Source organism: Leeuwenhoekiella obamensis, assembly GCF_055391795.1.
Genome location: NZ_AP029251.1, coordinates 3,244,201 through 3,265,204 on the forward strand (window position 1 = coordinate 3,244,201; position 21,004 = coordinate 3,265,204).

General features: G+C 40.8%; 22 protein-coding genes. 4 read left to right on the plus strand and 18 right to left on the minus strand.

The window, feature by feature from the left end:
- Window position 1: 1 nt before the first annotated feature.
- The 7 genes from ACZ5L8_RS14340 to ACZ5L8_RS14370 form a co-directional block, all read right to left on the minus strand.
- On the minus strand, window positions 2-700 hold the full coding sequence (locus ACZ5L8_RS14340) for an NYN domain-containing protein (protein ID WP_464438355.1): 699 nt from the start codon (window positions 698-700) through the stop codon (window positions 2-4).
- Between the two features lie 168 nt (window positions 701-868).
- Window positions 869-1,675: a tryptophan-rich sensory protein gene (locus ACZ5L8_RS14345; RefSeq protein ID WP_464438356.1), complete on the minus strand. Its 807-nt coding sequence runs from the start codon at window positions 1,673-1,675 to the stop codon at window positions 869-871.
- A complete protein-coding gene (gene pdeM, locus ACZ5L8_RS14350) occupies window positions 1,675-2,310 on the minus strand; it encodes a ligase-associated DNA damage response endonuclease PdeM (RefSeq protein WP_464438357.1) in 636 nt (211 codons plus the stop codon). Before pdeM ends, ACZ5L8_RS14345 begins: the two co-directional genes overlap by 1 nt.
- A gap of 95 nt (window positions 2,311-2,405) precedes the next feature.
- A complete protein-coding gene (locus tag ACZ5L8_RS14355) occupies window positions 2,406-2,813 on the minus strand; it encodes a VOC family protein (protein WP_464438358.1) in 408 nt (135 codons plus the stop codon).
- A 270-nt stretch (window positions 2,814-3,083) separates the two neighbouring features.
- Window positions 3,084-5,552 (minus strand): ligase-associated DNA damage response DEXH box helicase, encoded by a 2,469-nt coding sequence (locus tag ACZ5L8_RS14360; protein WP_464440966.1) that lies wholly within the window; start codon window positions 5,550-5,552, stop codon window positions 3,084-3,086.
- A gap of 109 nt (window positions 5,553-5,661) precedes the next feature.
- Entirely contained in the window at window positions 5,662-7,275 is a 1,614-nt protein-coding gene (locus tag ACZ5L8_RS14365) for an ATP-dependent DNA ligase (RefSeq protein WP_464438359.1), read from the minus strand.
- A complete protein-coding gene (locus ACZ5L8_RS14370) occupies window positions 7,272-8,315 on the minus strand; it encodes a ligase-associated DNA damage response exonuclease (RefSeq protein ID WP_464438360.1) in 1,044 nt (347 codons plus the stop codon). The genes ACZ5L8_RS14365 and ACZ5L8_RS14370 overlap by 4 nt, the downstream gene beginning before the upstream one ends.
- 199 nt (window positions 8,316-8,514) lie before the next feature.
- Between ACZ5L8_RS14370 and ACZ5L8_RS14375 the strand changes: the two genes are divergently transcribed.
- From ACZ5L8_RS14375 to ACZ5L8_RS14390, 4 genes are all read left to right on the plus strand, one after another.
- On the plus strand, window positions 8,515-8,937 hold the full coding sequence (locus ACZ5L8_RS14375; RefSeq protein ID WP_464438361.1) for a tellurite resistance TerB family protein: 423 nt from the start codon (window positions 8,515-8,517) through the stop codon (window positions 8,935-8,937).
- Between the two features lie 63 nt (window positions 8,938-9,000).
- The gene (locus ACZ5L8_RS14380; RefSeq protein ID WP_462599955.1) at window positions 9,001-9,489 is read left to right on the plus strand and encodes a GNAT family N-acetyltransferase; all 489 of its coding nucleotides are present in this window, start codon (window positions 9,001-9,003) and stop codon (window positions 9,487-9,489) included.
- Window positions 9,476-10,729, plus strand: a complete 1,254-nt coding sequence (locus tag ACZ5L8_RS14385; protein ID WP_464438362.1) for an aspartate kinase — start codon at window positions 9,476-9,478, stop codon at window positions 10,727-10,729. The genes ACZ5L8_RS14380 and ACZ5L8_RS14385 overlap by 14 nt, the downstream gene beginning before the upstream one ends.
- Window positions 10,730-10,778: 49 nt before the next feature.
- Window positions 10,779-12,605, plus strand: coding sequence for a GNAT family N-acyltransferase (locus tag ACZ5L8_RS14390; protein WP_464438363.1), 1,827 nt, complete (start codon window positions 10,779-10,781; stop codon window positions 12,603-12,605).
- Here the strand turns inward: ACZ5L8_RS14390 and ACZ5L8_RS14395 are convergent.
- From ACZ5L8_RS14395 to ACZ5L8_RS14445, 11 genes are all read right to left on the minus strand, one after another.
- Complete coding sequence (locus ACZ5L8_RS14395) at window positions 12,602-13,090, minus strand: N-acetyltransferase family protein (protein ID WP_464438364.1); 489 nt, start codon at window positions 13,088-13,090, stop codon at window positions 12,602-12,604. The genes ACZ5L8_RS14390 and ACZ5L8_RS14395 overlap by 4 nt on opposite strands.
- Entirely contained in the window at window positions 13,090-13,710 is a 621-nt protein-coding gene (locus ACZ5L8_RS14400; RefSeq protein WP_464438365.1) for a hypothetical protein, read from the minus strand. Before ACZ5L8_RS14400 ends, ACZ5L8_RS14395 begins: the two co-directional genes overlap by 1 nt.
- A 3-nt stretch (window positions 13,711-13,713) precedes the next feature.
- Window positions 13,714-14,043: a TM2 domain-containing protein gene (locus ACZ5L8_RS14405; protein ID WP_464438366.1), complete on the minus strand. Its 330-nt coding sequence runs from the start codon at window positions 14,041-14,043 to the stop codon at window positions 13,714-13,716.
- A 33-nt stretch (window positions 14,044-14,076) separates the two neighbouring features.
- Complete coding sequence (locus tag ACZ5L8_RS14410) at window positions 14,077-14,463, minus strand: VOC family protein (RefSeq protein ID WP_464438367.1); 387 nt, start codon at window positions 14,461-14,463, stop codon at window positions 14,077-14,079.
- Window positions 14,464-14,467: 4 nt separating this feature from the next.
- Window positions 14,468-15,085 carry a MarR family winged helix-turn-helix transcriptional regulator gene (locus tag ACZ5L8_RS14415; protein WP_464438368.1) on the minus strand — a complete coding sequence of 206 codons (618 nt, stop codon included), beginning with the start codon at window positions 15,083-15,085 and terminating at the stop codon, window positions 14,468-14,470.
- A gap of 62 nt (window positions 15,086-15,147) precedes the next feature.
- Complete coding sequence (locus ACZ5L8_RS14420; RefSeq protein ID WP_464438369.1) at window positions 15,148-16,092, minus strand: 2-hydroxyacid dehydrogenase; 945 nt, start codon at window positions 16,090-16,092, stop codon at window positions 15,148-15,150.
- 4 nt (window positions 16,093-16,096) lie between these two features.
- Complete coding sequence (locus tag ACZ5L8_RS14425) at window positions 16,097-16,489, minus strand: acyl-CoA thioesterase (RefSeq protein WP_464438370.1); 393 nt, start codon at window positions 16,487-16,489, stop codon at window positions 16,097-16,099.
- Between the two features lie 69 nt (window positions 16,490-16,558).
- Entirely contained in the window at window positions 16,559-17,908 is a 1,350-nt protein-coding gene (mgtE, locus tag ACZ5L8_RS14430) for a magnesium transporter (RefSeq protein WP_464440968.1), read from the minus strand.
- Between the two features lie 111 nt (window positions 17,909-18,019).
- Window positions 18,020-18,826 carry a 16S rRNA (adenine(1518)-N(6)/adenine(1519)-N(6))-dimethyltransferase RsmA gene (gene rsmA / locus ACZ5L8_RS14435; protein ID WP_464438371.1) on the minus strand — a complete coding sequence of 269 codons (807 nt, stop codon included), beginning with the start codon at window positions 18,824-18,826 and terminating at the stop codon, window positions 18,020-18,022.
- Window positions 18,823-19,146 carry a DUF4286 family protein gene (locus ACZ5L8_RS14440; protein ID WP_464438372.1) on the minus strand — a complete coding sequence of 108 codons (324 nt, stop codon included), beginning with the start codon at window positions 19,144-19,146 and terminating at the stop codon, window positions 18,823-18,825. The genes rsmA and ACZ5L8_RS14440 overlap by 4 nt, the downstream gene beginning before the upstream one ends.
- A gap of 11 nt (window positions 19,147-19,157) precedes the next feature.
- Window positions 19,158-20,942 carry a tetratricopeptide repeat protein gene (locus ACZ5L8_RS14445; RefSeq protein ID WP_464438373.1) on the minus strand — a complete coding sequence of 595 codons (1,785 nt, stop codon included), beginning with the start codon at window positions 20,940-20,942 and terminating at the stop codon, window positions 19,158-19,160.
- Window positions 20,943-21,004: the final 62 nt, after the last annotated feature.

The following is a 21,004-nucleotide window of genomic DNA, read 5'->3' on the forward strand; positions in this document are numbered from 1 at the left end:
GTTACGGAATAATTTTTTTATTGGACATTGTTTTAATCGTCATTAATCCATCTATATGTTCGTGTAAGGACGGATCAATATTATTGAGCATTGGGTCCAATATGAAATCAACACCTTCTTTTCTGGCAAATTTTGCAGCTGGGACAAAATCACTATCTCCCGCAATCAATACCATTTGGCTTACTTGACTTTGGAATGCTAGAGTGGCAATGTCTAAGCCAATTTTCATATCGACAGCTTTTTGTGATAAGGGATATTCCAAATCATTTTCAGTTAAATCAGAAATTTCAATTTTCCCACTTATAAGAGGTTTAGTGTGCCTAGACTTAATAGACCAGAGTCTTGAACTATTTTTTAGGAAACCTAGTCGTAAGGCAATCTTTCTCTGTTTTTTTAATTCAGTAAAAAGAGAATGCCTGAATTTGTAAACGTCTGTTTTTTTAAAGCTTACTGATTTCCCACTAATTGGATTATGAGAATCTCCATCAAATGGTTGAGCATCATAAAAAAATATTCTATATAGTTCTGTGGGAGGTAAATTGTATCTCTCGCGATATCGATTTATACGTTGGATATGTTTAAAGCAATAGGACACCAGATTTTTAGCGACTTGTTCTGGTGTATCACTTTTTTCAAAGCCTTTGATACATGAATATCTTTTAATAAAAAAACCTCCATCAATTAAAATAGCAGTTTTCATAAATAAAAAAAGTCCAAAGTCAGTATTTACCGCTATTAATCCTTTAGACGGAAAATCTAAAGGTGGTAAATCCGCTTCTTTGGACGTTATGGTGTAAAATTATTAATAGTTTTTAAAAGCTACAAATTATTAACTTTTTGATAATAAGCATTTAAATATAATAAAAAATTACTTTCTTGAATTAGTAAATCTCTCTTTCCACTTCACCATGGGTGAAGTCGCTCTATTGCGATAGGCGTGTAAACCTGCGGTTACAGCAAGAATTATCGCACCTAGCAATGCTAAATACGCCACGCTCATAATATCATTTTTGTTTTTTATGAAAATGGCAACAAGCGCCCAAGCGCCCACCATCGCAAATTCTCGCATGTTGCGTAGATTGGTCATGATATTGTTGATATACACAGCGATAACGATCATGACCATTGTGAAAATAATTTGAGTTAGTTGGCTTCCCGCCAAATCCATTTTGACCAAAAACGCAGCGACATTCGCAATGCTAGCCACAGCGATCCAGCCGCTATAAAAACAAATAGGCCACCATACAAATGCAATAACTTCAATAGGCGCGTCCCAGCGCTCCATATTCGTGCGAAACACGATTTTCATCAAAGAGATAAATAGGCCGAAGATCAAAATAACGCTAAGCCATAAAACCTCATAACTAAAGGCAATGACCCAAGCAGTGTTGCAAAGGTTCGCAATAGCGAACCAATACCCAGTTTGTTCAATAAAAGGAGAATCTTTTTCACTGAAAAACGCTCGCCGCACTTGAAACAAAGCAAACCCTAAGATCGCAAGAAAGATCACTCCCCAAATCGCAAAAGCATACCCTGCCGGAGTGAACAGCGTATCATATTTGTTGCTCACTTCGCCCACGGTAACTCCGTTAATCTTAAAGATCTGAGCGTAATAATTCACTGCGATCACCACGATCACAGAAAGTAAATTAATGATAGCAAGTTTCTTTCTCATCAGCACACTTGTATTACCTCATTTTTTGTGACCGCAAAAACCTCGTCACCGTCTTGAGGATCTAAAAAGTAATTTCCTGTAAATGTACCAAAAGCCGGAAGTATCATTTGATTTTCAGTCTTAAAGAAACATGAAAGTTTTAAGAGTTGACGCCCCATTCCGCCGAGTTTGATCCCGGGATGAATGTGTCCTGAGAAATTAAAAAAGCCCTCGCGTTCTTCAGGATGATGCGTCAATAAAAATGGATGCAGCTCAATTTCAGAATAGATCTTAATATCTATCGCCTCGTATTTCAGTGGCGAAATGATATCATGATTTCCAGCCACGAGAATAATTTTTTCACTTCGGGAAGCAACCCATTTTTCAAAAAGTTTCCATTCCGCGTTAAGCGAACTATGAAAAAGGTCACCTAAAAAACACACGATTTCTGGATTAAAAGCTTCAACGGTTTTTGTGAGCTGTTTGAAGTTTTCATGCATCGCCTTAAGCGGCACAGCTGCTCCATGTTTTCTAAAATGCGACACTTTGCCAAGATGCACATCGGCGATTAAAAGGGTGTTTTTTTCTTCCCAAAAAACAGACCCGCAAGGATGCAGCGTGAAGGTGTTATCAAGAATAGTAATGGTCTTGTTCATAGCTACACAAAAATCGTGTTTTTATTTGACTTTCGCCAAAACAAAAAACCGAGACTCTCGTCCCGGTTTTTCTCTTTTTCATATCAATCTAATGTCTAGTTTTTCTGGTAATTCAGCATCCAGTTGACGCCAAATTTATCGCGTAAACTGCCGTAATAAGCATTCCAACTCGTCTCTTGCAATTTTTCTCTCACTTGCCCGCCTTGCGATAATTTCTCAAAAATCTCATCCGTTTCTTCCTTGCTTTCAAGGTCAATGCTCAAAGACACTTGATTTCCTTCATTTATCGGTGTGTCTGGCGATGCATCGTACGCCATTATATTGATGCCTTTTCCTTTCAATTCTGCATGCTGATACTTCTTGCGGTAATCACCGGGAATATCAATTTCCTTATTTTCATAAGTCTCAACATTCTTGATTTCGGCATTAAAAATTCCTTTATAAAAGTCGAGCGCCTGCTGGCATTCTCCTCTAAATGTCAAATATGGTTGTATACTTTTCATAACTCTTGGTTTTTAATAAAGATACAAAGCAACCCCAGTGTTTTCAGGCTGTTTCACGTTATTTTCTTCTAAATGAAAGACTAAAAATTGTTAAGGATGAGGTTTTGGCTTTCGCCAAAAAGCACCACCCCGTCTTCGTCTATGGCGAATCCAAGCTCAGCACGATTAAGCAAGAGAACTTTAAACTCCTTCCCTTTTTAAGGGAAGGTGGCAGCGCGCCTAAGCGCGATGACGGAAGGGTTAATTCGGTCTTTCCGCGTAAGCGAAAACCTAAATCTTATCCAGATACCGCAACATGTTCTTGATTCTGTCCTCAAGTTTCTCACTTGAGAGCTTTTCGCGTAAGCGGTCTGTAATTATCGGGAAACTGAAAGGCGTAGCTTTTTCGCACGCTTTGTGGATGATCTCTTGCTGCTCGATACGCTCAAGAGCCAGTCGCAAACGACCTTCTTCCAGTTGGTGCTCAAACGTCTCTCGATATGCCTGTTGATACAGCAAATTATCAGGCTCATAATCCCGAAAAACATCAAACAATAACTGACTGTTGCTTTGCAGATGTTTGTTCTTGATCATCTTGCCGGGATAGCCGGTAAAGACCATGCCGGCAATAACAGCGATGTCTCTAAATTTCCTTCGGGCCATTTCAGTTGAGTTGAGACTTTTTTGTAGATCGTCAAGTAAAAAACTGGGCGTGAATAAGTCGTTATCTATCACCTGTTGTATATCGATTTGCTGGTCTGAAAGTATCTCAAAACCGTAATCATTAAACGCCAGACTAAAGGAAATGGGCGACAACAAACTGATGCGATACGCGAGCAAACTGCCTAGCGCCTCGTGCACAAACCGACCTTCAAAAGGATAAAAAAGATGATGAAAACCTTCGCGGGTTTTAAAGGTTTCTATGAGAAATTGATTCTCATTTGGCACGATACTTTCTTTGCGCTGTCGCGCGAAAAGATGGTCCAAGGCCCGCATTTCGCACGTTTGTTTTGAAGCATCTTCGTTGGCCGAGTAAAGTTCCTTGCGCAACAGCTCGCTCATCTGCGCCGAAAGTGTCAAGCGACCGCCCATCCAACTTACGGTGCGTGCTTTCTTTTTTGGATTGGCTTTTTTGACCAAAACCTGCATGTTCTTGATGCGGTAGAGTTCGAGGTTTTTTCCTGCAAAGGTGAACACATCGCCGGGTGAAAGTTTTGAAACAAACCATTCTTCAATCGTACCGATGAAGCCGCCTTTGAGATATTTTACAGTGAGCATGGCGTCGCTCACAATGGTGCCTATTTGCAGGCGATGACGCATGGCGATGCCACGGTTATTCACTTTAAATTTGCCGTCATCTTCAATCTCAACTTTCTTGTATTCATCATAAGCCTCCAGAGATTGACTGCCTTTTGTGATAAAATTGAGCACCCAGCGCCACTCGTCTTCGCTTATCGCTTGAAAGCAAAAAGTCTGCTTGATCTCGGGCCAGATTTCCTCGGGATAAAAACCATCAGAAACCGCCAAAGTCGTGAGGTATTGCACTAAAACATCAAAGCTCAACAAATATGGAACTCTATCTTCTACCACTTGATTTACCGCAGCTTTTCCTAATGCGGAAGCTTCAACCAACTCTATGGCGTGCGTGGGCAAAAAGTAAATCACACTGGGTTCGCCGGGACGGTGATTACTTCGGCCGGCACGTTGTAAAAAACGCGCGACGCCTTTGGGGCCGCCAATTTGAATAATAGTTTCCACTGGAGCAAAATCTACACCGAGGTCTAAACTCGAAGTACAAATCACGGCCTTCAGCGTTTCATTACGAATGGCTTCTTCAACCCAAATCCGCGTGTCTTTACTGATGCTTCCGTGGTGCATAGCGACTTCGCCGGCAAACTCCGGATACTTGTGCATCAACCGTTGAAACCACAATTCGCATTGTCCACGTGTATTGGTAAAAACTAAAGTAGTCTTACTTGAATTTATAATAGGTGCAATCTCGTCAAGCAAATGCAGGCCTAGGTGCCCGCGCCATGGAAAGGATTCCATACTATCTGGAATTATACTTTTCACCAGATAGTTTTTGTCTAATTCAGCCTTTATCAACACTGAATTTTCCAATGCTTTTGAGCCAGTTCCCAGCAACACTTCGCGCGCTTGAGGAAGATTACCAATGGTCGCCGAAATTCCCCAAATACGTATTTTAGAAGCAATAGTTTTAAGTCGAGAAAGGCCTAGCTCAACCTGAACTCCGCGTTTTGTGCCTAGCAATTCGTGCCACTCATCCACGATAATCGCAGAGCAATCCTTAAACATCTTATCATAATTCTTACTGCTCAGCAGCAGTTGCAGACTTTCAGGAGTGGTGACGAGTAAATCGGGCAGATTTTTCTTTTGTTTTTGCCTTTCGGCCAAAGGCGTATCTCCCGTACGAATCCCGACGGTAAGTTGTGTTTCGAGACCATCAGCAAACCGCTGACTCGCCTGCGCGATTTCTACTGAAAGTGCACGTAGTGGAGTAATCCAAATTGCTTTTAATCCTTTTTTGTGCTTGGTTTTATACTCAGGATTATTTTGGATGTAATCCAAAACAATAGGAATCCACAGCGCATAGGTTTTCCCGCTTCCCGTGGGTGCGTTCAGCAGTCCGTTTTTACCCGTAAGAAATGCATCCCACGTCTCTTCTTGAAAGGGGAATGGCTTCCAGGTCTGGGTTTTGAACCACTTTTTTGCTAAGGATTTTACTTGAGTATTCGTCATTGCAATTGCCGCAAAATAATCTTTTGAGTTTTTCAAACTCCTTCCCTTTTTAACCACCCCGCTTCGCAGTTTGCGAAGCACCCCTCCTTGAATAAGGAGGGGAGTCTTTTTAAGTTTTGTCTTTCTTGGGTCTTGGAATTAGTTGTTTCAAATCTTCCAATGTATTCGCCTCCTCAATTTTTTTGTCTGTTCGCCAGCGCAACATTCGCGGGAAGCGCGTTGCGACACCACTTTTGTGGCGAGAAGATTCGGCGATTCCTTCAAAGGCGATTTCAAAAACATGATGCGGCGTCACGCTTCTCACTGGGCCAAAACGCTCTAAAGTGTTCTTCTTGATCCACGCATCCAGCGACCTGAATTCTTTGTCTGTCAATCCAGAATACGCTTTCGCGAAAGTGACTAATTCTTCCTTATTCTCGTCCCAAAGCCCAAAGGTGTAATCAGTAAACAAATTACTGCGACGACCGTGACCACGCATGGCATAAGTGAGTACAGCATCAATAGTGAGCGGGTCAACTTTCCATTTCCACCAGTCGCCTTTTTTGCGCCCCACGAGATATGGAGAATCCTTTCGCTTAAGCATCAATCCCTCGCTCATCACTTCCCGGCTGCGTTCCCTTTCCGCGGCAGCGTCATCCCAATTTTCAAACTCCATGGTTTCTGAAAGTCGCAACGGGATTTCTTCATTGCGCACCTCGTTGTAAAGTTTCTCTAATATTTTTCTCCTTTCGGCGAAAGCCATATTGCGAATGTCCTCGCCATTCCATTCTAAAATGTCGTAGGCTTTGACAATTACCGGAGTCTTTTTGAGCAAGTTTCCTGTAACATTCTTGCGCCCAATGCGGGTTTGCAAGTCATTAAACGTACCGATTTTCTCATCCTTAAAAGGTAAAATCTCTCCGTCGATGACAGTGCCATTTGGGATGATATTGACAAATTCCTGAAACTCCGGATATTTGTCTGTAACCAGCTCTTCACCGCGGCTCCACACAAAAACCTCGTTATTGCGAATGATGACCTGCGACCGGATTCCGTCCCATTTGTGCTCTGCAAACCACTCGCTCACATCGCCCAAATCTTCAGGTTCATCTTCAATCGCATACGCGAGGTAAAAAGGATACGGCTTGCTGAGGTAATCTTCCTCGTTCTCCTCGAGTATCAGCTTTTCAAACGTGGTTTTCATCGGCGTCCAGTCGCCCATAAGTTTATAGGCGAGAATATCTTCATCAATTTCTGTCGCTTTAGAAAGGGCACGCGTCATGAGTTTTTGGCTTACGCCAATGCGAAAACTTCCGGTAATCAATTTCGTGAAAACGAAACGCTCATAATAATTAAGGTCCGTCCAGTTCTCATGCAGATACTCGCGTTTTTCCTCGTCGCTGCGCTTTTTGAGCTCCACGATTTCTTCAAGAAACTGACTCAGACTTTTTTCAGTACTTTCTTCTGAAGCTGGAATGACCAAGGCAATCGTCTCGGCAAGGTCGCCCACGATATGGTAACTTTCTTCAAACAACCACAATGGGATTTTAGCCAGCTCGGTAGCCCAAAGTCGCAACAAAGTCGTGTTCACCGGGCGCGGCGGACGGCGGTGCGACAAAATCGCGATTGCCCAAAGTTTATCTTTTGCGGGAGCTTCTCTAAAATAATCAGCCAGCGCGTCAACCTTAACGTTGGTCTTGTTTGTGCTGTCTATTTTCCGGATGAGGTTTGCAAATCTTTTCATGCCTCATCGTCTTTAGAAGTTTCACTTTTTGATTCTTCACCCTGTTCGCCTTCATATTGTGTGGCTTCAGTGCGGGCGTCATAGCCTTGTTCGCGGAGAAAGCGGGAGAAAATATCTGTGTATCCGTGTGTGCAAATCACTTTTTCAGCGCCTGTGGCTTTAATGCTTTGTAGCAATCCTTGCCAGTCGCAATGGTCGCTTAGCACAAAACCTTTGTCAATCGCACGTCGCCTTCGCGCACCACGAAACGTCATCCATCCACTCGCAGATGCCGTGACATAAGGAACCATTTTTCTTATCCAGGTTGTGCCATGCGCGCTAGGCGGAGCGATAACAATATTACCTTTAATATCTTCTTTTTTTGTTTCTCGAGTTACGCGTTCAGTTGGCGGTAAGTCTATAAGTTGGCGCACTACTTCAGTCATGTTTTCTATAGCGCCGTGGGTGTAAATCTTCCCGATGTCAGTATCCAGATGTTTTAAAAGTCGCTGCGCTTTGCCTAGCGAATACCCAAAAAGAACCGAAGTTTTTCCTTCGGCCTTGTTTTCTGCCCACCAGTTGTTGATGTCTTTAAAAACCTCTTCTTGTGGTCGCCATTTAAAAGCTGGTAATCCAAAGGTACATTCTGTGATAAACGTATCACATTTTACCATTTCATAAGGCACGGCAACGCCATCATCCTCAGTTTTATAATCACCTGTAAAAACCCAAACTTCGCCTTTGTGTTCCACTCTTATTTGCGAACTTCCTATAATATGCCCCGCAGGATGAAAGCTAAACTTCACGCCGTTTATGGTAAAGCTTTCGTCAAAATCATAACCAGCAACCGTGATATCTTCTCCCAGGCGATGCTTGATAATAGGTATGTTAGAATTATGCGTGATGTAGCTTTTCATTCCCCAGCGGCTATGGTCTGCATGGCCATGCGAAATAATGGCTTTATCCACCTTGCGCCACGGATCAAGATAGACTCCGGCGGCAGCGCAGTAAATACCATTTTCATTAAATTGTAAAAGCGGTTCTCGGGTAATATTTTTCAAAGCAAAATGTTGATCAAACTGAAAATTACCAATTGAACCGTAAACTCGCTTTGTGATTAAGAAAACATTAGCGAAGGCCCTTAATCTTATGGTAAGAACTCAAAGTCTATTGCTCAAAACAGCCTATCGCACAAAAGCAAGAAATCAGTTTTAAAAAGTTGTAGATATAGCTATCTTTGGGCACTTTAAAAAAAGAAGTATGTCTTTTACAGATTTGTTTGATAGTGGTCTACACAGAAGAAACCTAAGCCACTTTGCGTCAATTGCTAATATCGCGACCGTAGATGGTGCGCTTAATGAAGAAGAAGAAAAACTACTGCGTCGCTTTGCTGTAAAGCTAGACATTAGTGAGACAGAATATAAAGAAGTGCTTAAGGATCCTACAAAATATCCTATCAATCCACCTAACGAATCTGAAAAACGCCTAGAGCGCCTGCACGATCTTTTTAGAATGATCTTTGTAGATCACTCTATAGACGATCACGAGAGATTCTTGATAGAGCGCTATGCTATAGGTCTGGGCTTCAATGCAGATAAGTCAAAGAAGATCATTAGACGCTCAATAGAGATCTTTCAGGGTGGGATAGACTTTGACGATTACTTATACTTACTAGATAAATAATAGCGTTTCGCTTCCGCGAAAAAGACAACGGTTGATTAAATTTGGGATATAAACAATATTCCCATGAGCGTTACTATACGATTTGCCGATGCTAATGATATGGCATCAGTATTACGATTGATCAATGAACTTGCTGTCTTTGAAAAAGAACCCGATGCGGTTGAAATCACTGTAGACGATCTTATCGCCTATGGAACTGGTGATAATCCTGAGTTTAAATGCTTTGTTGCAGAAGATGAAACCGGTATTGTAGGCATTGCGCTTTTCTATTACCGCTTCTCAACCTGGAAGGGTCGCACCGTTCACCTTGAAGATCTTATCGTCAAGCACGAAAGACGCGGCGAAGGGATAGGGCAGGAGCTATATGCGGCTGTAATTAAATACGGCCACAAACAAGGCGTGCGTCGTGTAGAATGGGTTGTGCTAGACTGGAATGAGAACGCCATTAACTTCTACGAAAAAAGCGGAGCTCTCGTGATGAAAGATTGGCACACCGTACAAATGGATAAAGAAGGAATCGAGAACTTCGTTAAAGCGCATGGAGGTTTATAAATTTGGCGGAGCATCAGTAAAAGATGCTGCTGCTATAAAAAATGTTCTCAACGTTTTAAACACCACGCAGGTTAAGAATATGGTGATCGTAGTTTCGGCGATGGGTAAGACCACAAATACGCTAGAGGAAGTGGTTAAGGCTTATTTTGGCGAAAGCCAAACCTTTAAAGATCATCTCGCCGCCGTGTGGAGTTATCACAAGAATATTCTTGACGAACTCTTCCCTGCGGGTCATGCTGTTTTTAATTTGGCTTTAAGCCAAATCAACGAGATCACAGACTTTCTCTCACGCAATAAATCACCTAATTATGACTTTGTTTATGATCAGGTGGTGAGTCAAGGAGAACTTATAAGCACGCTGATCATTCATGAATTTTTGAAGATTAATGGCAATGAAAATACGTGGATCGATGCGCGTGAATTTATAAAAACAGATAGTAATTACCGTGAAGGTAAAGTGAATTGGGAAGCGACTAGAGAGCATTTTAAATCTCACATCTCAAAAACCGGAATGTACGTCACGCAAGGTTTCATAGCGTCTGACGAGAACGGATTCACCACAACGCTGGGACGAGAAGGAAGTGATTATACGGGTGCGATCGTAGCCTATTGTCTGGATGGTAAAAGCCTCACGATCTGGAAGGATGTTCCTGGGGTTTTAAGTGCAGATCCGCGATATTTTGAGAACGCTGTTTTGCTAAATAACATTTCATATGAAGAAGCGATAGAGCTTGCTTTTTATGGTGCTTCTGTAATTCATCCTAAGACGTTACAGCCTTTGCAGCGCAAGGAGATCCCGCTGTATGTAAAACCTTTTTTGGCTCCAGCCAAAGAAGGAACTTGCGTAACGCTAGGTGATGCAATAGAACCTGCAACGCCGTGTTATATTATAAAAAGAGATCAGGTGCTTATTTCGCTTTCGTCGTTAGATTTCTCTTTTATGATGGAAGAGAACATAGGCGAGGTGTTCAAATTGCTGGGAAAATTTAAAATGAAAGTAGACTTGATACAGAATTCGGCGATAAGCTTCTCTGTTTGTGTTAATGATAAATACACTAAGCTAGATGAGCTGGTTGCAGAGCTTCAGGCGAATTTTAAAGTTAGTGTGCAACATCCTGTAGATCTTTTTACCATAAGACATGCAACGGCTAAGGCTGTTAAAGATATTGAGCAGCAGGCAGAAGTGCTCATTAAACAAACATTAGGTAACACAGTACAAATGGTTCTTAAAAAGGACTAAATCCATTTTATTCTATCTTTGTTTACCAAAAAAATCTAAGAAACCAACCATGGGATTAGTTACCGCAAAAGAAGTTGCTCAAAGTATAAAGGCTGATAAATTTGGCTTTTTGGGAACGTTTATGGGGTGGACACTCATGAAGGTTTTGCGCATTTCTAAAGCAAACGAGATCTACAATAGAAACAAGCATCTTAGCGATCTTGAGTTTCTTAATGCGATTCTTGACGAGTTTGAGATCAAATTCGACATGCCCGAAGAACATCTTAAACGCTTACCAAAAGACGGCGCTTTTATCACGATAAGCAATCATCCGCTAGGTGGTATTGACGGCATTTTGTTGCTTAAACTTATGCTAGAGCAGCGCACAGATTTTAAGATCATCGCAAATTTCTTATTACATCGCATAGCGCCGTTAAAGCCGTATGTGATGCCGGTAAATCCGTTTGAAGATCGCAAGGATGTTAAGAGTAGCGTTGCTGGTTTTAAGCAAGCTTTATCGCATTTGCGCGACGGTCATCCACTGGGAGTTTTTCCGGCGGGTGAGGTTTCTACTTATAAAGATGATAAACTCATTATTGATCGTCCTTGGGAAATGGCCGCAATGAAGTTGGTTAAAAAGGCCGAAGTGCCCGTTGTACCTATTTATTTTCATGCAAAAAACAGCCGACTTTTCTACAAGCTATCGCAGATGAGCGATACATTGCGTACAGCAAAATTGCCGTCTGAGCTTTTTACTCAAAAAAACCGAGTGATAGAAGTGCGTATAGGGCATCCCATTTCTGTAAAAGCGCAAAAAGAGCACGAAGATCTCAATGAGTTCACAGAATTTTTGCGCAAAAAAACATACATGCTAGCAAAGACTTTTGAAAAAAAGAAACTGCTAAGTAACATTCCGCAATCGCTTAAAATTGCAAAAGAGCCAAAAGAAATCGCAGGAGAAGTACGCGGCGAATTAATAGAACAAGAAATAGATCGCTTGCGCGAAAACGACTGCCGTCTTCTGCAAAGTAAGAATTATGAAGTTTTTCTCACGCCAGCGCAAGTTGTGCCTAATGCGCTAAGAGAAGTTGGTCGCTTACGCGAAATAACCTTCAGAGAGGTAGGAGAAGGAACTAATGAACCTTTGGACCTTGATCCATATGATCAATATTATCACCATTTGTTTTTGTGGGATGATGAGACAAAGAGAATTGCTGGAGCATATAGAATGGGTCTGGGTAAAGAGATTTACAAGAATCATGGTATAAATGGTTTTTACTTGCAAAGTCTCTTCCGGTTTGATCCAGAATTGCACAAAATGATGAGCGAAAGCATCGAGATGGGACGCGCGTTTATCATCAAAGAATATCAGCAAAAACCCATGCCGCTTTTCTTACTTTGGAAGGGGATTGTGCATACCACCTTGCGTCATCCAGAGCATAAATATTTAATAGGCGGCGTGAGTATCAGCAATCAGTTTTCAAACTTCTCAAAGTCGTTGATGATTGAGTTTATGAAGTCGCATTACTACGATCCTTATGTTGCGCAATACATAAGACCTAAAAAGGAGTTTAAGGTAAAACTTAAGGATGCTGATAAAGAGTTTGTTTTTGATGAAAGTGAAGCAGATTTAAACAAATTTGATAAACTCATAGAAGAACTTGAAACCGGTAATCTGCGCCTTCCTGTCCTTATTAAGAAGTACATCAAGCAAAATGCAAAGGTGATCGCTTTTAATGTAGATCCTTTGTTTAATAACTCAGTAGATGGGTTGATGTACATACGCATCGCAGACCTTCCTGAAAGTACGGTAAAACCTGTTTTAGAAGAATTTCAAGCAGAACTTGAGAAAAAGCTTGAGGCAGGAAAAAGCCTTAACGAAGACGACGAAGATTAAAACTTCTCGCTGCGGCGTTCTAATATCACATTTCCATGCCATTTACCATTGCGCTGTGCAATACGTTCATGCTGTCCCACGACTCTAAAACCTAGCTTTTCGTGCAATGCTATGCTGGCTTTGTTTTCTGGGAAAATATGTGCTGTAAGCGTCCAGAAGCCTTCATGCTCACTTGCGGTTATAAGATGAGCGAGTAGTTTTTTACCGAAACCTTTTCTTTGAAATTGTGGTTCGAGATAGATCGTCACTTCAGCGACACCGCTGTAGCAAGATCGCTTAGATCGTGGGCTTAACGCTGCCCAACCCACAAGAGTATTTTCCGCGAAAGCGCAAAACCTACAAACATTTAAAAACCGCTCATCCCATTCTTCATAAGACGGAACAGCGGTTTCAAAAGTTGCGATGCCGGTGTCTAGTCCGGCTTTGTATATTTTGACAACATTTGGAAAATCTCTTATAGAAAAAATATTTATGCTAATTTCCACTACTTAATAGAATTTGTATTGACTATTTGATTAATTATATAAGTGTCATATCTAGAGTTAATGTTAAATCTGTCTTGCGCAATTTTTTTGTCTAAAATCTTGACATCCAAATTTTTTAGGAGCTTAAGTTGATGAATATTCATAGAATTTCTTTTTGAAATTCGAATTTTCTTATTGTCTATTATTACGTAAACAACTTTTTTGTAGGATTTAATAATAGAATCAATATGTTTTTTGGATACATAAGTTTCTAATGTCTCTTTGTCTACAATTGAATCTTTGTAGTCCACTAATACATGACCATATATATTTTGAGGAAAATCTTGCAAATATTTCTTGCTGCTAACTGAATGAGAATCGATAAATATAAAATTGTCGGTGCGGAAATATTTGATATCAGCTACCGCTCCCACATCATGCAGCATTGCACTGAACTTTAGTAAGGAATCGTTCTCAAAAATTAGACTTTTTCTCCATCTAAATATTGTATAAGGATTTTGAAATTCACAAGTATCGCATGCTTGTATGCTTTGCGTATAAGTAAAAATTTCTTTTGATTCCCTACAACTAAATATAGCTATGGGAATCAAAAGAAATATTAAAGAGACAATTTTTTTCAAAAATTAAAACCAGGGTTTTTTGTTCAGAACATAAGTCTCATAAAACTCTTGATCTGATTTTGTGAGGTAAATGATGCCTTCTATCAAGCCTATAATTCCTGTTGCGACTACAATAAATGCTCCAACGACAACGCACATTAAGATATAACCTACAATGGTTGCGACCAGTAAAATGATGCCTTCTTGATTATAACCTAGCACAAATTTGTGGATGCCTAGCGACCCTAGAACGATAGCTAAAATCCCTGCAAGAATTTTCTTGTCGTTAGATGGTGGCGGTGTTGGTTGATTCCAGCTTTCGTTGCCGGTGTTGAAATTTTGATTGGTTTCCATGGTTGTTAATTGATGTGCTTAAAACTAATAAAATTATAGAAACGCCGTATCTACAGGCTCCCAAAGTTCAATTTTATTTCCTTCTGGGTCAAGAATCCAGCCAAATTTACCATACTCATATTCTTCAATTTCTCCCACAATAGTGACGCCTTCTTCTTTGAGCACTTTGAGTAATTCAACAAGATTCTCTACTCTAAAGTTCATCATAAATTGTTTTGCGCTTGGCGCGAAATAGGGTGTGCCTTGATCCATAGGGCTCCATTGCGTAGAGCATTTTTTACCATCTTCATCTCGCCACCAGAAGGTCCAGCCGTATTGATCTGTTGGGATACCTAGACTTTCTTTGTACCATGTTTTTACTGCATCTGGATCTTTGCATTTAAAGAAAAATCCGCCTAAGCCTGTAACTCTTTTTTTCATGATCTTAATTTATAGATTTGACTAATTGTTTTTCATAAACCGGGCAATCCATGCGTTTTTCATGCGCTTTGATCTGTGTTCTTAGTTTCATGCAAAATGCGTGATTGATACCGTCACTGCGATAATTTTTACAAGAAAGACAGTCCCGCTGAATATTGATCGTTTTTGAAGAATCTAGAACTTTTAAAATGGAATATAGTTCTACATACAAACGCTCGGAACTTTCGGTAGAGAGGTTGTGAAGTGCTTTTTCAAATGGCTGCATGAGGTTTTGCAGCTCTTCTATGCTTTTTTCACCTTTTGGCGAAAGCCAGATACTAAAACTCCTGTTGTCTTTTGTATCCAGTTTTTTTATGATCATGCGTTTTTTCTCGAGCGCTTTTATAGAGTCGCTTATTGTCGCTTTTGTGACCATGAGTTCGCGTACTAAATTAGAAACGGTGTTGAGCTCAGGTTCATGACCAGCAATGTAGAGCATGATCTTGATCTGTAAAGGTGTGAGGCCGGTGGCTTTTTGACCCTTAATATAAAGGTGTTTGAGACCATCGCTCAGTTTGTCTAACGCTGTGATGGTTCTCACGGTTAGACTTTTGTTCTGGTCGTTTGGTGAGAATATGTTCATGGTAATCAGGTTAGTGACTACCAAGTTAAAAAATAATACGGAATCCTAACGTTATCTTTAAGTTAGTTAAAGAAGTGCGCTTTGATCTTGTCTACAATGGTTTGTGCAAGTTTCATCTTACTTTCTACCGTCCAGCCGGCTATATGCGGTGTGAGTACAACATTGTCTGCGTTAAGAAGGTATTTAAGCGGCTCTGGCATCTCATCAGGATTTGTAAAAAGCGTCTCAAAAGAGAGTTTTTCATACTCAAGAACATCTAATCCTGCCCCTAGGATCTTACCGCTTTTAAGCGCTTCAACAAGATCTGCGGTCACCACACTTTTGCCTCGTGCCGTGTTAATAAACCAAAACGGTTTTGCAAAACCATCAATAAATTCTTTGTTTATCATCTGGTTAGTAAGCGGCGTCCACGGTGTATGTAGACTTACAACATCTACTTCTTTTTGAAACTCTGCAAGTGAGACTTGCTCTGCATCTGCATTATCAACATCTGGCTTAATATCATAGCATATCACTTCGCAGTCAAAACCTCTAAGTTTTCTTGCAAAGGCTCTACCCATGTTGCCATAACCTATGATGCCCACGGTCTTGCCTTCAAGCTCAACGCCGCGGTTTTTTTCACGATTCCATTGGCCGGCGTGCACTTCTGCATTGGCAAGATTGAGTTTGTTGAAAAGCATAAGCAACATTCCCATAGCATGCTCGCCCACAGCGTTGCGGTTGCCTTCTGGCGCAGCGATGAGTTTTACATTTTTTTGCGCAGCATATTCTTCATCAATACTTTCTAGACCAGCGCCTACACGACCTATGAATTTAAGGTTTGTAGCCGCGTCTAGAAATTGCTTATCGATCTTAAATCTACTTCTAATGATTACGCCATCATAAGCGGCGATCTTTTGCTCAACATCCTCTTTTGAAGAAGTGTAATCTTCATGATTCTCGCAACCAAGATCTGCTAATTGCTCAATTAATAATGGGTGATTTGCGTCTATATGTAAAACTTTCATTGCTTTAAAATCTTTCAATAATCTCTGTTGTAACTCGGGCGGGTCTTGCTTTAGGCATGGTCAACAGACACCAATGTGTAGTAGCATTAACCATCGTTTTGCTGTCTTCTTTTCTGTAAATTTTTGTGCGTCGTATGCTTTTTACGCTTTCAAATTTTTCTACCCAAGTTTCTAGAATTAGTATTTCGTTTTCAAATGCTGGCGCCTCATATTTTATATGATGCTCTAATGCAACCCAAGCAAAATGCTCTAGCTGTTCTGCTGTTGCGGCCTGCTTCCAGTGTGCTTCTGCAACATCCTGTACCCATTGCAAATATTGCACATTATTTACATGCTTCATCAAATCTATCGCAGATGCAGCAACTGTAATTTCTTTTTTAAATACCGCAGGTTTCATTGCTGCAAAGGTAAAACACAGCGTGTTGAGAAGTAAAGCAATGGGAGTAAATTTCGCTTTAAGCGAAAACTAGAATCCCAAGATCCATTTTGCAAGATGAAAGAATAAAAATATCCCGAAAATATCGTTGCTAGTGGTAATAAAAGGTCCGGTTGCGATCGCCGGATCGATACCGCGTTTGTGCAAAATTATCGGGACAAAAGTGCCAATAAGCGCCGCTACCATCATCACACAAATCATGGCGATCGCTATGGTGAGGCCTACCATAGTTTCGAGCGAAATTATCGCAGCAAAAGCGATAACAAGCATACCAACGGCCGCGCCATTGATGAGGTTGATGCTAACTTCTTTGATCAATCTAAGAAATAGACTGCCTTTTACATTATCATTCACAAGACCTTGTACGATGATCGCGCTACTTTGAACTCCTACATTACCTGCCATCGCTGCAATAAGCGGAGTAAAGAAAAATAATTCTGGGTGACTGGTAAGCGCGCTGCCAAAACCTTGCATGATATAAACCGCACAAAGGCTTCCTACTAGGCCAAGAAGTAACCAAGGCAAACGTGCTCTTACGATCCTAAAAACCGAGTCATCTGCTTCTACATCTTCAGAGATACCTGCCGCCATTTGATAATCACGATCTGCTTCATCTCTAATAAAATCTACGATGTCATCAATGGTAATTCTTCCTAGAAGCGTGCCTGCATCGTTGATAACCGGGATGGCTTCCAGGTCATATTTTTGCATCAAGCGAGCAACTTCTTCGCCTTTATCTTTAACGTTAACATGATCTACATTAGCTATGTAAATATCTGCGATCTTAGATTTTGCGTCAGCGGTAAGTAGATCCTTAAGCGATAATCTACCTATTAATCTATCCTGAGCATCCACAACATACACACTATGAACGCGAGTTACATTTTGTGCTTGCGCTCGCATTTTGCGCACGCAGCCAGCAACCGTCCAGGTTTCGCGAACTCGCACAAGTTCTTTTGCCATAAGACCACCCGCAGAATCCTCGTCATACATTAACATCTCTACGATGTCGCGAGCATGCTTCTCATCTTCTATCGCGCTAATAACCTTGCGCTGCATCTCGTCGTCAAGCTCAGAGATAAAATCTACCGCATCATCAGTATCCAGCTCTTCTAGCTCACTTGCGATCTCTTTAGCAGTAAGATTATCTAGCAGGCGCTCACGCACGTCCTCGTCAAGCTCCATAAGAGCTTCAGAGGTTTTCTCACTATCAAGAAGTTTTACAAGATATGTTGCATCCTCAGTGTTGAGGGCATCTAGAATTTCGGCAATATCAGCGTGGTGAACTTCTTCAAGAAGCTCTTCAAGGCCACTATTGTCACCTTCATTAATGAGCTGCCTGATCTGGTCTAGTAGCTCGTCTGTAACCTCAAATGGAATGGGCCTTGTGATCATCCGTCAGGTTTTTTTGCCGAACAAATATAATTAAAGTATCCTGCTAAGGGCAGTAATAATGCGTTAAACGCATATTAAAGTAAAGCGAGCAACTGTTTATGCCAGCATATTTGTGAGCGCGATAAATTGCGCTACACTTAGTTGTTCTGGCCTTTCGGCGAAAAGTGGATCGCTTTTTAACTCATCGCTCAACCCGAAGGATTTTAAGCTATTCCGCAGGGTTTTTCGGCGTTGTTGAAATGCTGTTTTTACAACTCTAAAAAGCAACTTAGGGTCGCAGCCTATATCATGGAAGTTTTCTTTTCGCGTTAAGCGTAAAACCCCGCTATCTACCTTAGGCGGCGGATTAAAAACCGTGGGCGGAACTGTAAAAAGATATTCGGCATCATAAAAAGCCTGCGTTAAAACAGAAAGAATACCGTAAGTTTTTGAACCTTCTGGCTCGCAAATGCGCTGCGCAACTTCTTTTTGAAACATCCCGGTAAATTCTGGGATCTGATCGCGCCATTCTATCGCTTTAAAAACGATCTGAGACGAAATATTATACGGGAAGTTACCTGTGATGGCAAATGGCTTATCGCCAAAGATCTCAGAAAGATCATACTTTAAAAAATCTCCTTCTAGGATCGTGAATCTGTCTAGCTTAAGCGCGGGATGCTCTAACGGGAATTGCTCTTGCAGATACGCGATAGACTCTGTGTCTAGATCCATAACGGTAACATCAAGATCTTTTTGCAAGATGTATTTTGTAAGCACACCCATACCAGGACCTATCTCAAGTACGTGGTCATAACCATGCTGCGTGAGCGTGTCTCCTATCTTCTCAGCGATGTTCTCATCTTTGAGAAAGTGTTGTCCCAGATGTTTTTTTGCGCGTACGCTGCCAGAGGGATTTTTGCTCATGACTTTTGTATAGATGCTTCGCCTATAACTTCCATTTCTGTGCGAAAAGAAACCAGTTTGTCTGTAAATCTGGCTACGTGTTTGCGCAATTCAGGTGCGTCTTCTGCGTAGTATTTGTCCAGATGTTCTCTAGATTTTGCAAAATATTGCACAGAATATGTTGTGCCGCCCATTTCTTCCTCAACCAGTACTTTGCTCATAAGAGCTTTGGCAAATTTACCAGTGCTTAGAATTTGTGGGATATGTTCTTCTTTCATCCATTGTAGCCATTCTTCATGAATGCTATCGTCTACATTAGATGTTACGTTATATATTACCATTAAGGGGAATTTTAATTTATGGCATCGCCTCGCAGACGCCTGTATTTTTTTTGTGCTTCAACGTAGTAAATGCTATCCTCATAATTAAAGAGAATTTGCTCATACTGTTCTTTCGCTTTTTCTAGATCATTTAATGGGCCGGCATACAGATTCGCAAGATGATAATGCGCCTCATCTGCCAGAATGTCTTTGCTGTAATACTGTATAATGCTGAGGTAGTCTTTTTTAGCTTCCTCATACATTTCTAGTTCTTCATATACTTTGGCTTGCGCCAAAAAAGCTTCATCCTCAATACTCTCACCTTTATGATTTTCTAGGATAAGACCATAAGCTTTTGCTGCTTCTTCTTTTTTCTTTTGAAATGCCAAAAGATCTGCATGTGCAAAAAGCTTTAAAGCCGTTAGCGTTGTGTCTTCAAGAGAATTGTCTGCGATGAGTAAATAGAGGCGTTGAGCATCATTTGCAATAAGTTGGGTTGCCGAAGATTTTAAAACCTTAAGCTGCGTTTGCGCCCACTCAAAATCACCTTTGTAATAACTCGTTCTCGCCACTTTATAGCGAGCTTCTTGCGCCAGCACATCATTTTTTACCTTCTTTTGCACTTGCGAATAATAGATCAGCGCAGAGTTGAATTTCTCATCTAGCACAAGAATATCGGCAAGTTCCATTTTTGCTCGCGCTTCCTGAAAATCATTAAGATTAAGCTTTAGACTTTCTTTTAAATAGGCGATCGCTTGCTCTTTTTGATCCATATTAAAAGCCAAGAAATGCGCATACTCAACCTGCAGAGAAAGCGTTAATGGCTCACGGCCAAATTCTGTAATAAGCGCTTGATATTCTTCAGCGATCTCAGTGTATTCTTTTTCAGGAGCGTTTAAGCTTTTTAGCGTAAGCAATTGCTGTCTCGCTGAAAGTTTTATGTTAGGATTTTGACTATTCTCTATCACAAAAGTCAAGACTTCTTCTGCGATCTCTTGATCGTTATCTTCTATGGTGATGCCGGCAAGATCAATGATCCCTTGCATGTCGCCATTACTTCTTTTGTAAATAGCTTTTTCTTGTAAAAAGGCTTTTTTGTAATCCTTTTGTTGGATAAAAAGCCAGCTCAACAATTGATTATAAATAAGATCAGGATCCTGCTGAATGCGTTTTAAAAGCATATTCCTGAATGTAACATTTGCTTTGTTAGCAGGATCTTCTGTTATGTACTGCGCAAAAAACCGTTGTGCAATAGGCTGGTATTGCATGTCTCTTTTTATAAGATCTACATAAATAGAGAACATCTTATCAATGTGACCTTGCTCTGCATAAATCTGAGCCAGCTGTGGGTGAAAGACCATTCTGCTTTCATTTTCCATAGCCTTTTCATACGTTTCTGCGGCAAAATCTAGAATACTATATTTCTCAAAAGCACGACCTACAACATACGCATATCCCGGATTCTCAAAGGTGCGTTGCTGCGCGATACGGTAAAATTTTTGTGCTTCTTCTTTGTTACCTCTTAGGTCGTAGTTGTGACCTAATTCTATTTCAAGATCAGGTTGAGGTAAAGAAGTATCCATATGCTTGCGCAACAGTGCTTCTGCCTTGTCATAAGCTTCTATTTGCTGGTAAGATTTTACCAGACCTAGAATATAGATCTTGTTCTTTGGTGAAGCTTCTAGCAGTGATTCATAGGTTGCTGCTGCTTTTTCAAATTCACCTTGATCAAAATAATTGCGCGCAAGTTGATCTTCCTGAGCTTGAGAAGCAAAGGAAATAAAGAATACAAGCAAAAAAGCCTTGAAGTGACGCAATTGTTCTGTTTTTGGTAAATATAACCAAAATTAGGCCAGGAATTATTTGGCGAAAGCCTGCT

Coding starts and splice junctions, on each gene's coding strand:
- ACZ5L8_RS14390 (WP_464438363.1), top strand. CDS start 10,779: ATGGGATTAGTTACCGCAAAAGAAGTTGCTCAAAGTATAAAGGCTGAT.
- ACZ5L8_RS14420 (WP_464438369.1), bottom strand. CDS start 16,092: ATGAAAGTTTTACATATAGACGCAAATCACCCATTATTAATTGAGCAA.
- ACZ5L8_RS14385 (WP_464438362.1), top strand. CDS start 9,476: ATGGAGGTTTATAAATTTGGCGGAGCATCAGTAAAAGATGCTGCTGCT.
- ACZ5L8_RS14380 (WP_462599955.1), top strand. CDS start 9,001: ATGAGCGTTACTATACGATTTGCCGATGCTAATGATATGGCATCAGTA.
- ACZ5L8_RS14410 (WP_464438367.1), bottom strand. CDS start 14,463: ATGAAAAAAAGAGTTACAGGCTTAGGCGGATTTTTCTTTAAATGCAAA.
- ACZ5L8_RS14405 (WP_464438366.1), bottom strand. CDS start 14,043: ATGGAAACCAATCAAAATTTCAACACCGGCAACGAAAGCTGGAATCAA.
- ACZ5L8_RS14425 (WP_464438370.1), bottom strand. CDS start 16,489: ATGAAACCTGCGGTATTTAAAAAAGAAATTACAGTTGCTGCATCTGCG.
- ACZ5L8_RS14415 (WP_464438368.1), bottom strand. CDS start 15,085: ATGAACATATTCTCACCAAACGACCAGAACAAAAGTCTAACCGTGAGA.
- ACZ5L8_RS14340 (WP_464438355.1), bottom strand. CDS start 700: ATGAAAACTGCTATTTTAATTGATGGAGGTTTTTTTATTAAAAGATAT.
- ACZ5L8_RS14360 (WP_464440966.1), bottom strand. CDS start 5,552: ATGACGAATACTCAAGTAAAATCCTTAGCAAAAAAGTGGTTCAAAACC.
- ACZ5L8_RS14345 (WP_464438356.1), bottom strand. CDS start 1,675: ATGAGAAAGAAACTTGCTATCATTAATTTACTTTCTGTGATCGTGGTG.
- ACZ5L8_RS14365 (WP_464438359.1), bottom strand. CDS start 7,275: ATGAAAAGATTTGCAAACCTCATCCGGAAAATAGACAGCACAAACAAG.
- pdeM (WP_464438357.1), bottom strand. CDS start 2,310: ATGAACAAGACCATTACTATTCTTGATAACACCTTCACGCTGCATCCT.
- rsmA (WP_464438371.1), bottom strand. CDS start 18,826: ATGAGCAAAAATCCCTCTGGCAGCGTACGCGCAAAAAAACATCTGGGA.
- ACZ5L8_RS14440 (WP_464438372.1), bottom strand. CDS start 19,146: ATGGTAATATATAACGTAACATCTAATGTAGACGATAGCATTCATGAA.
- ACZ5L8_RS14355 (WP_464438358.1), bottom strand. CDS start 2,813: ATGAAAAGTATACAACCATATTTGACATTTAGAGGAGAATGCCAGCAG.
- ACZ5L8_RS14375 (WP_464438361.1), top strand. CDS start 8,515: ATGTCTTTTACAGATTTGTTTGATAGTGGTCTACACAGAAGAAACCTA.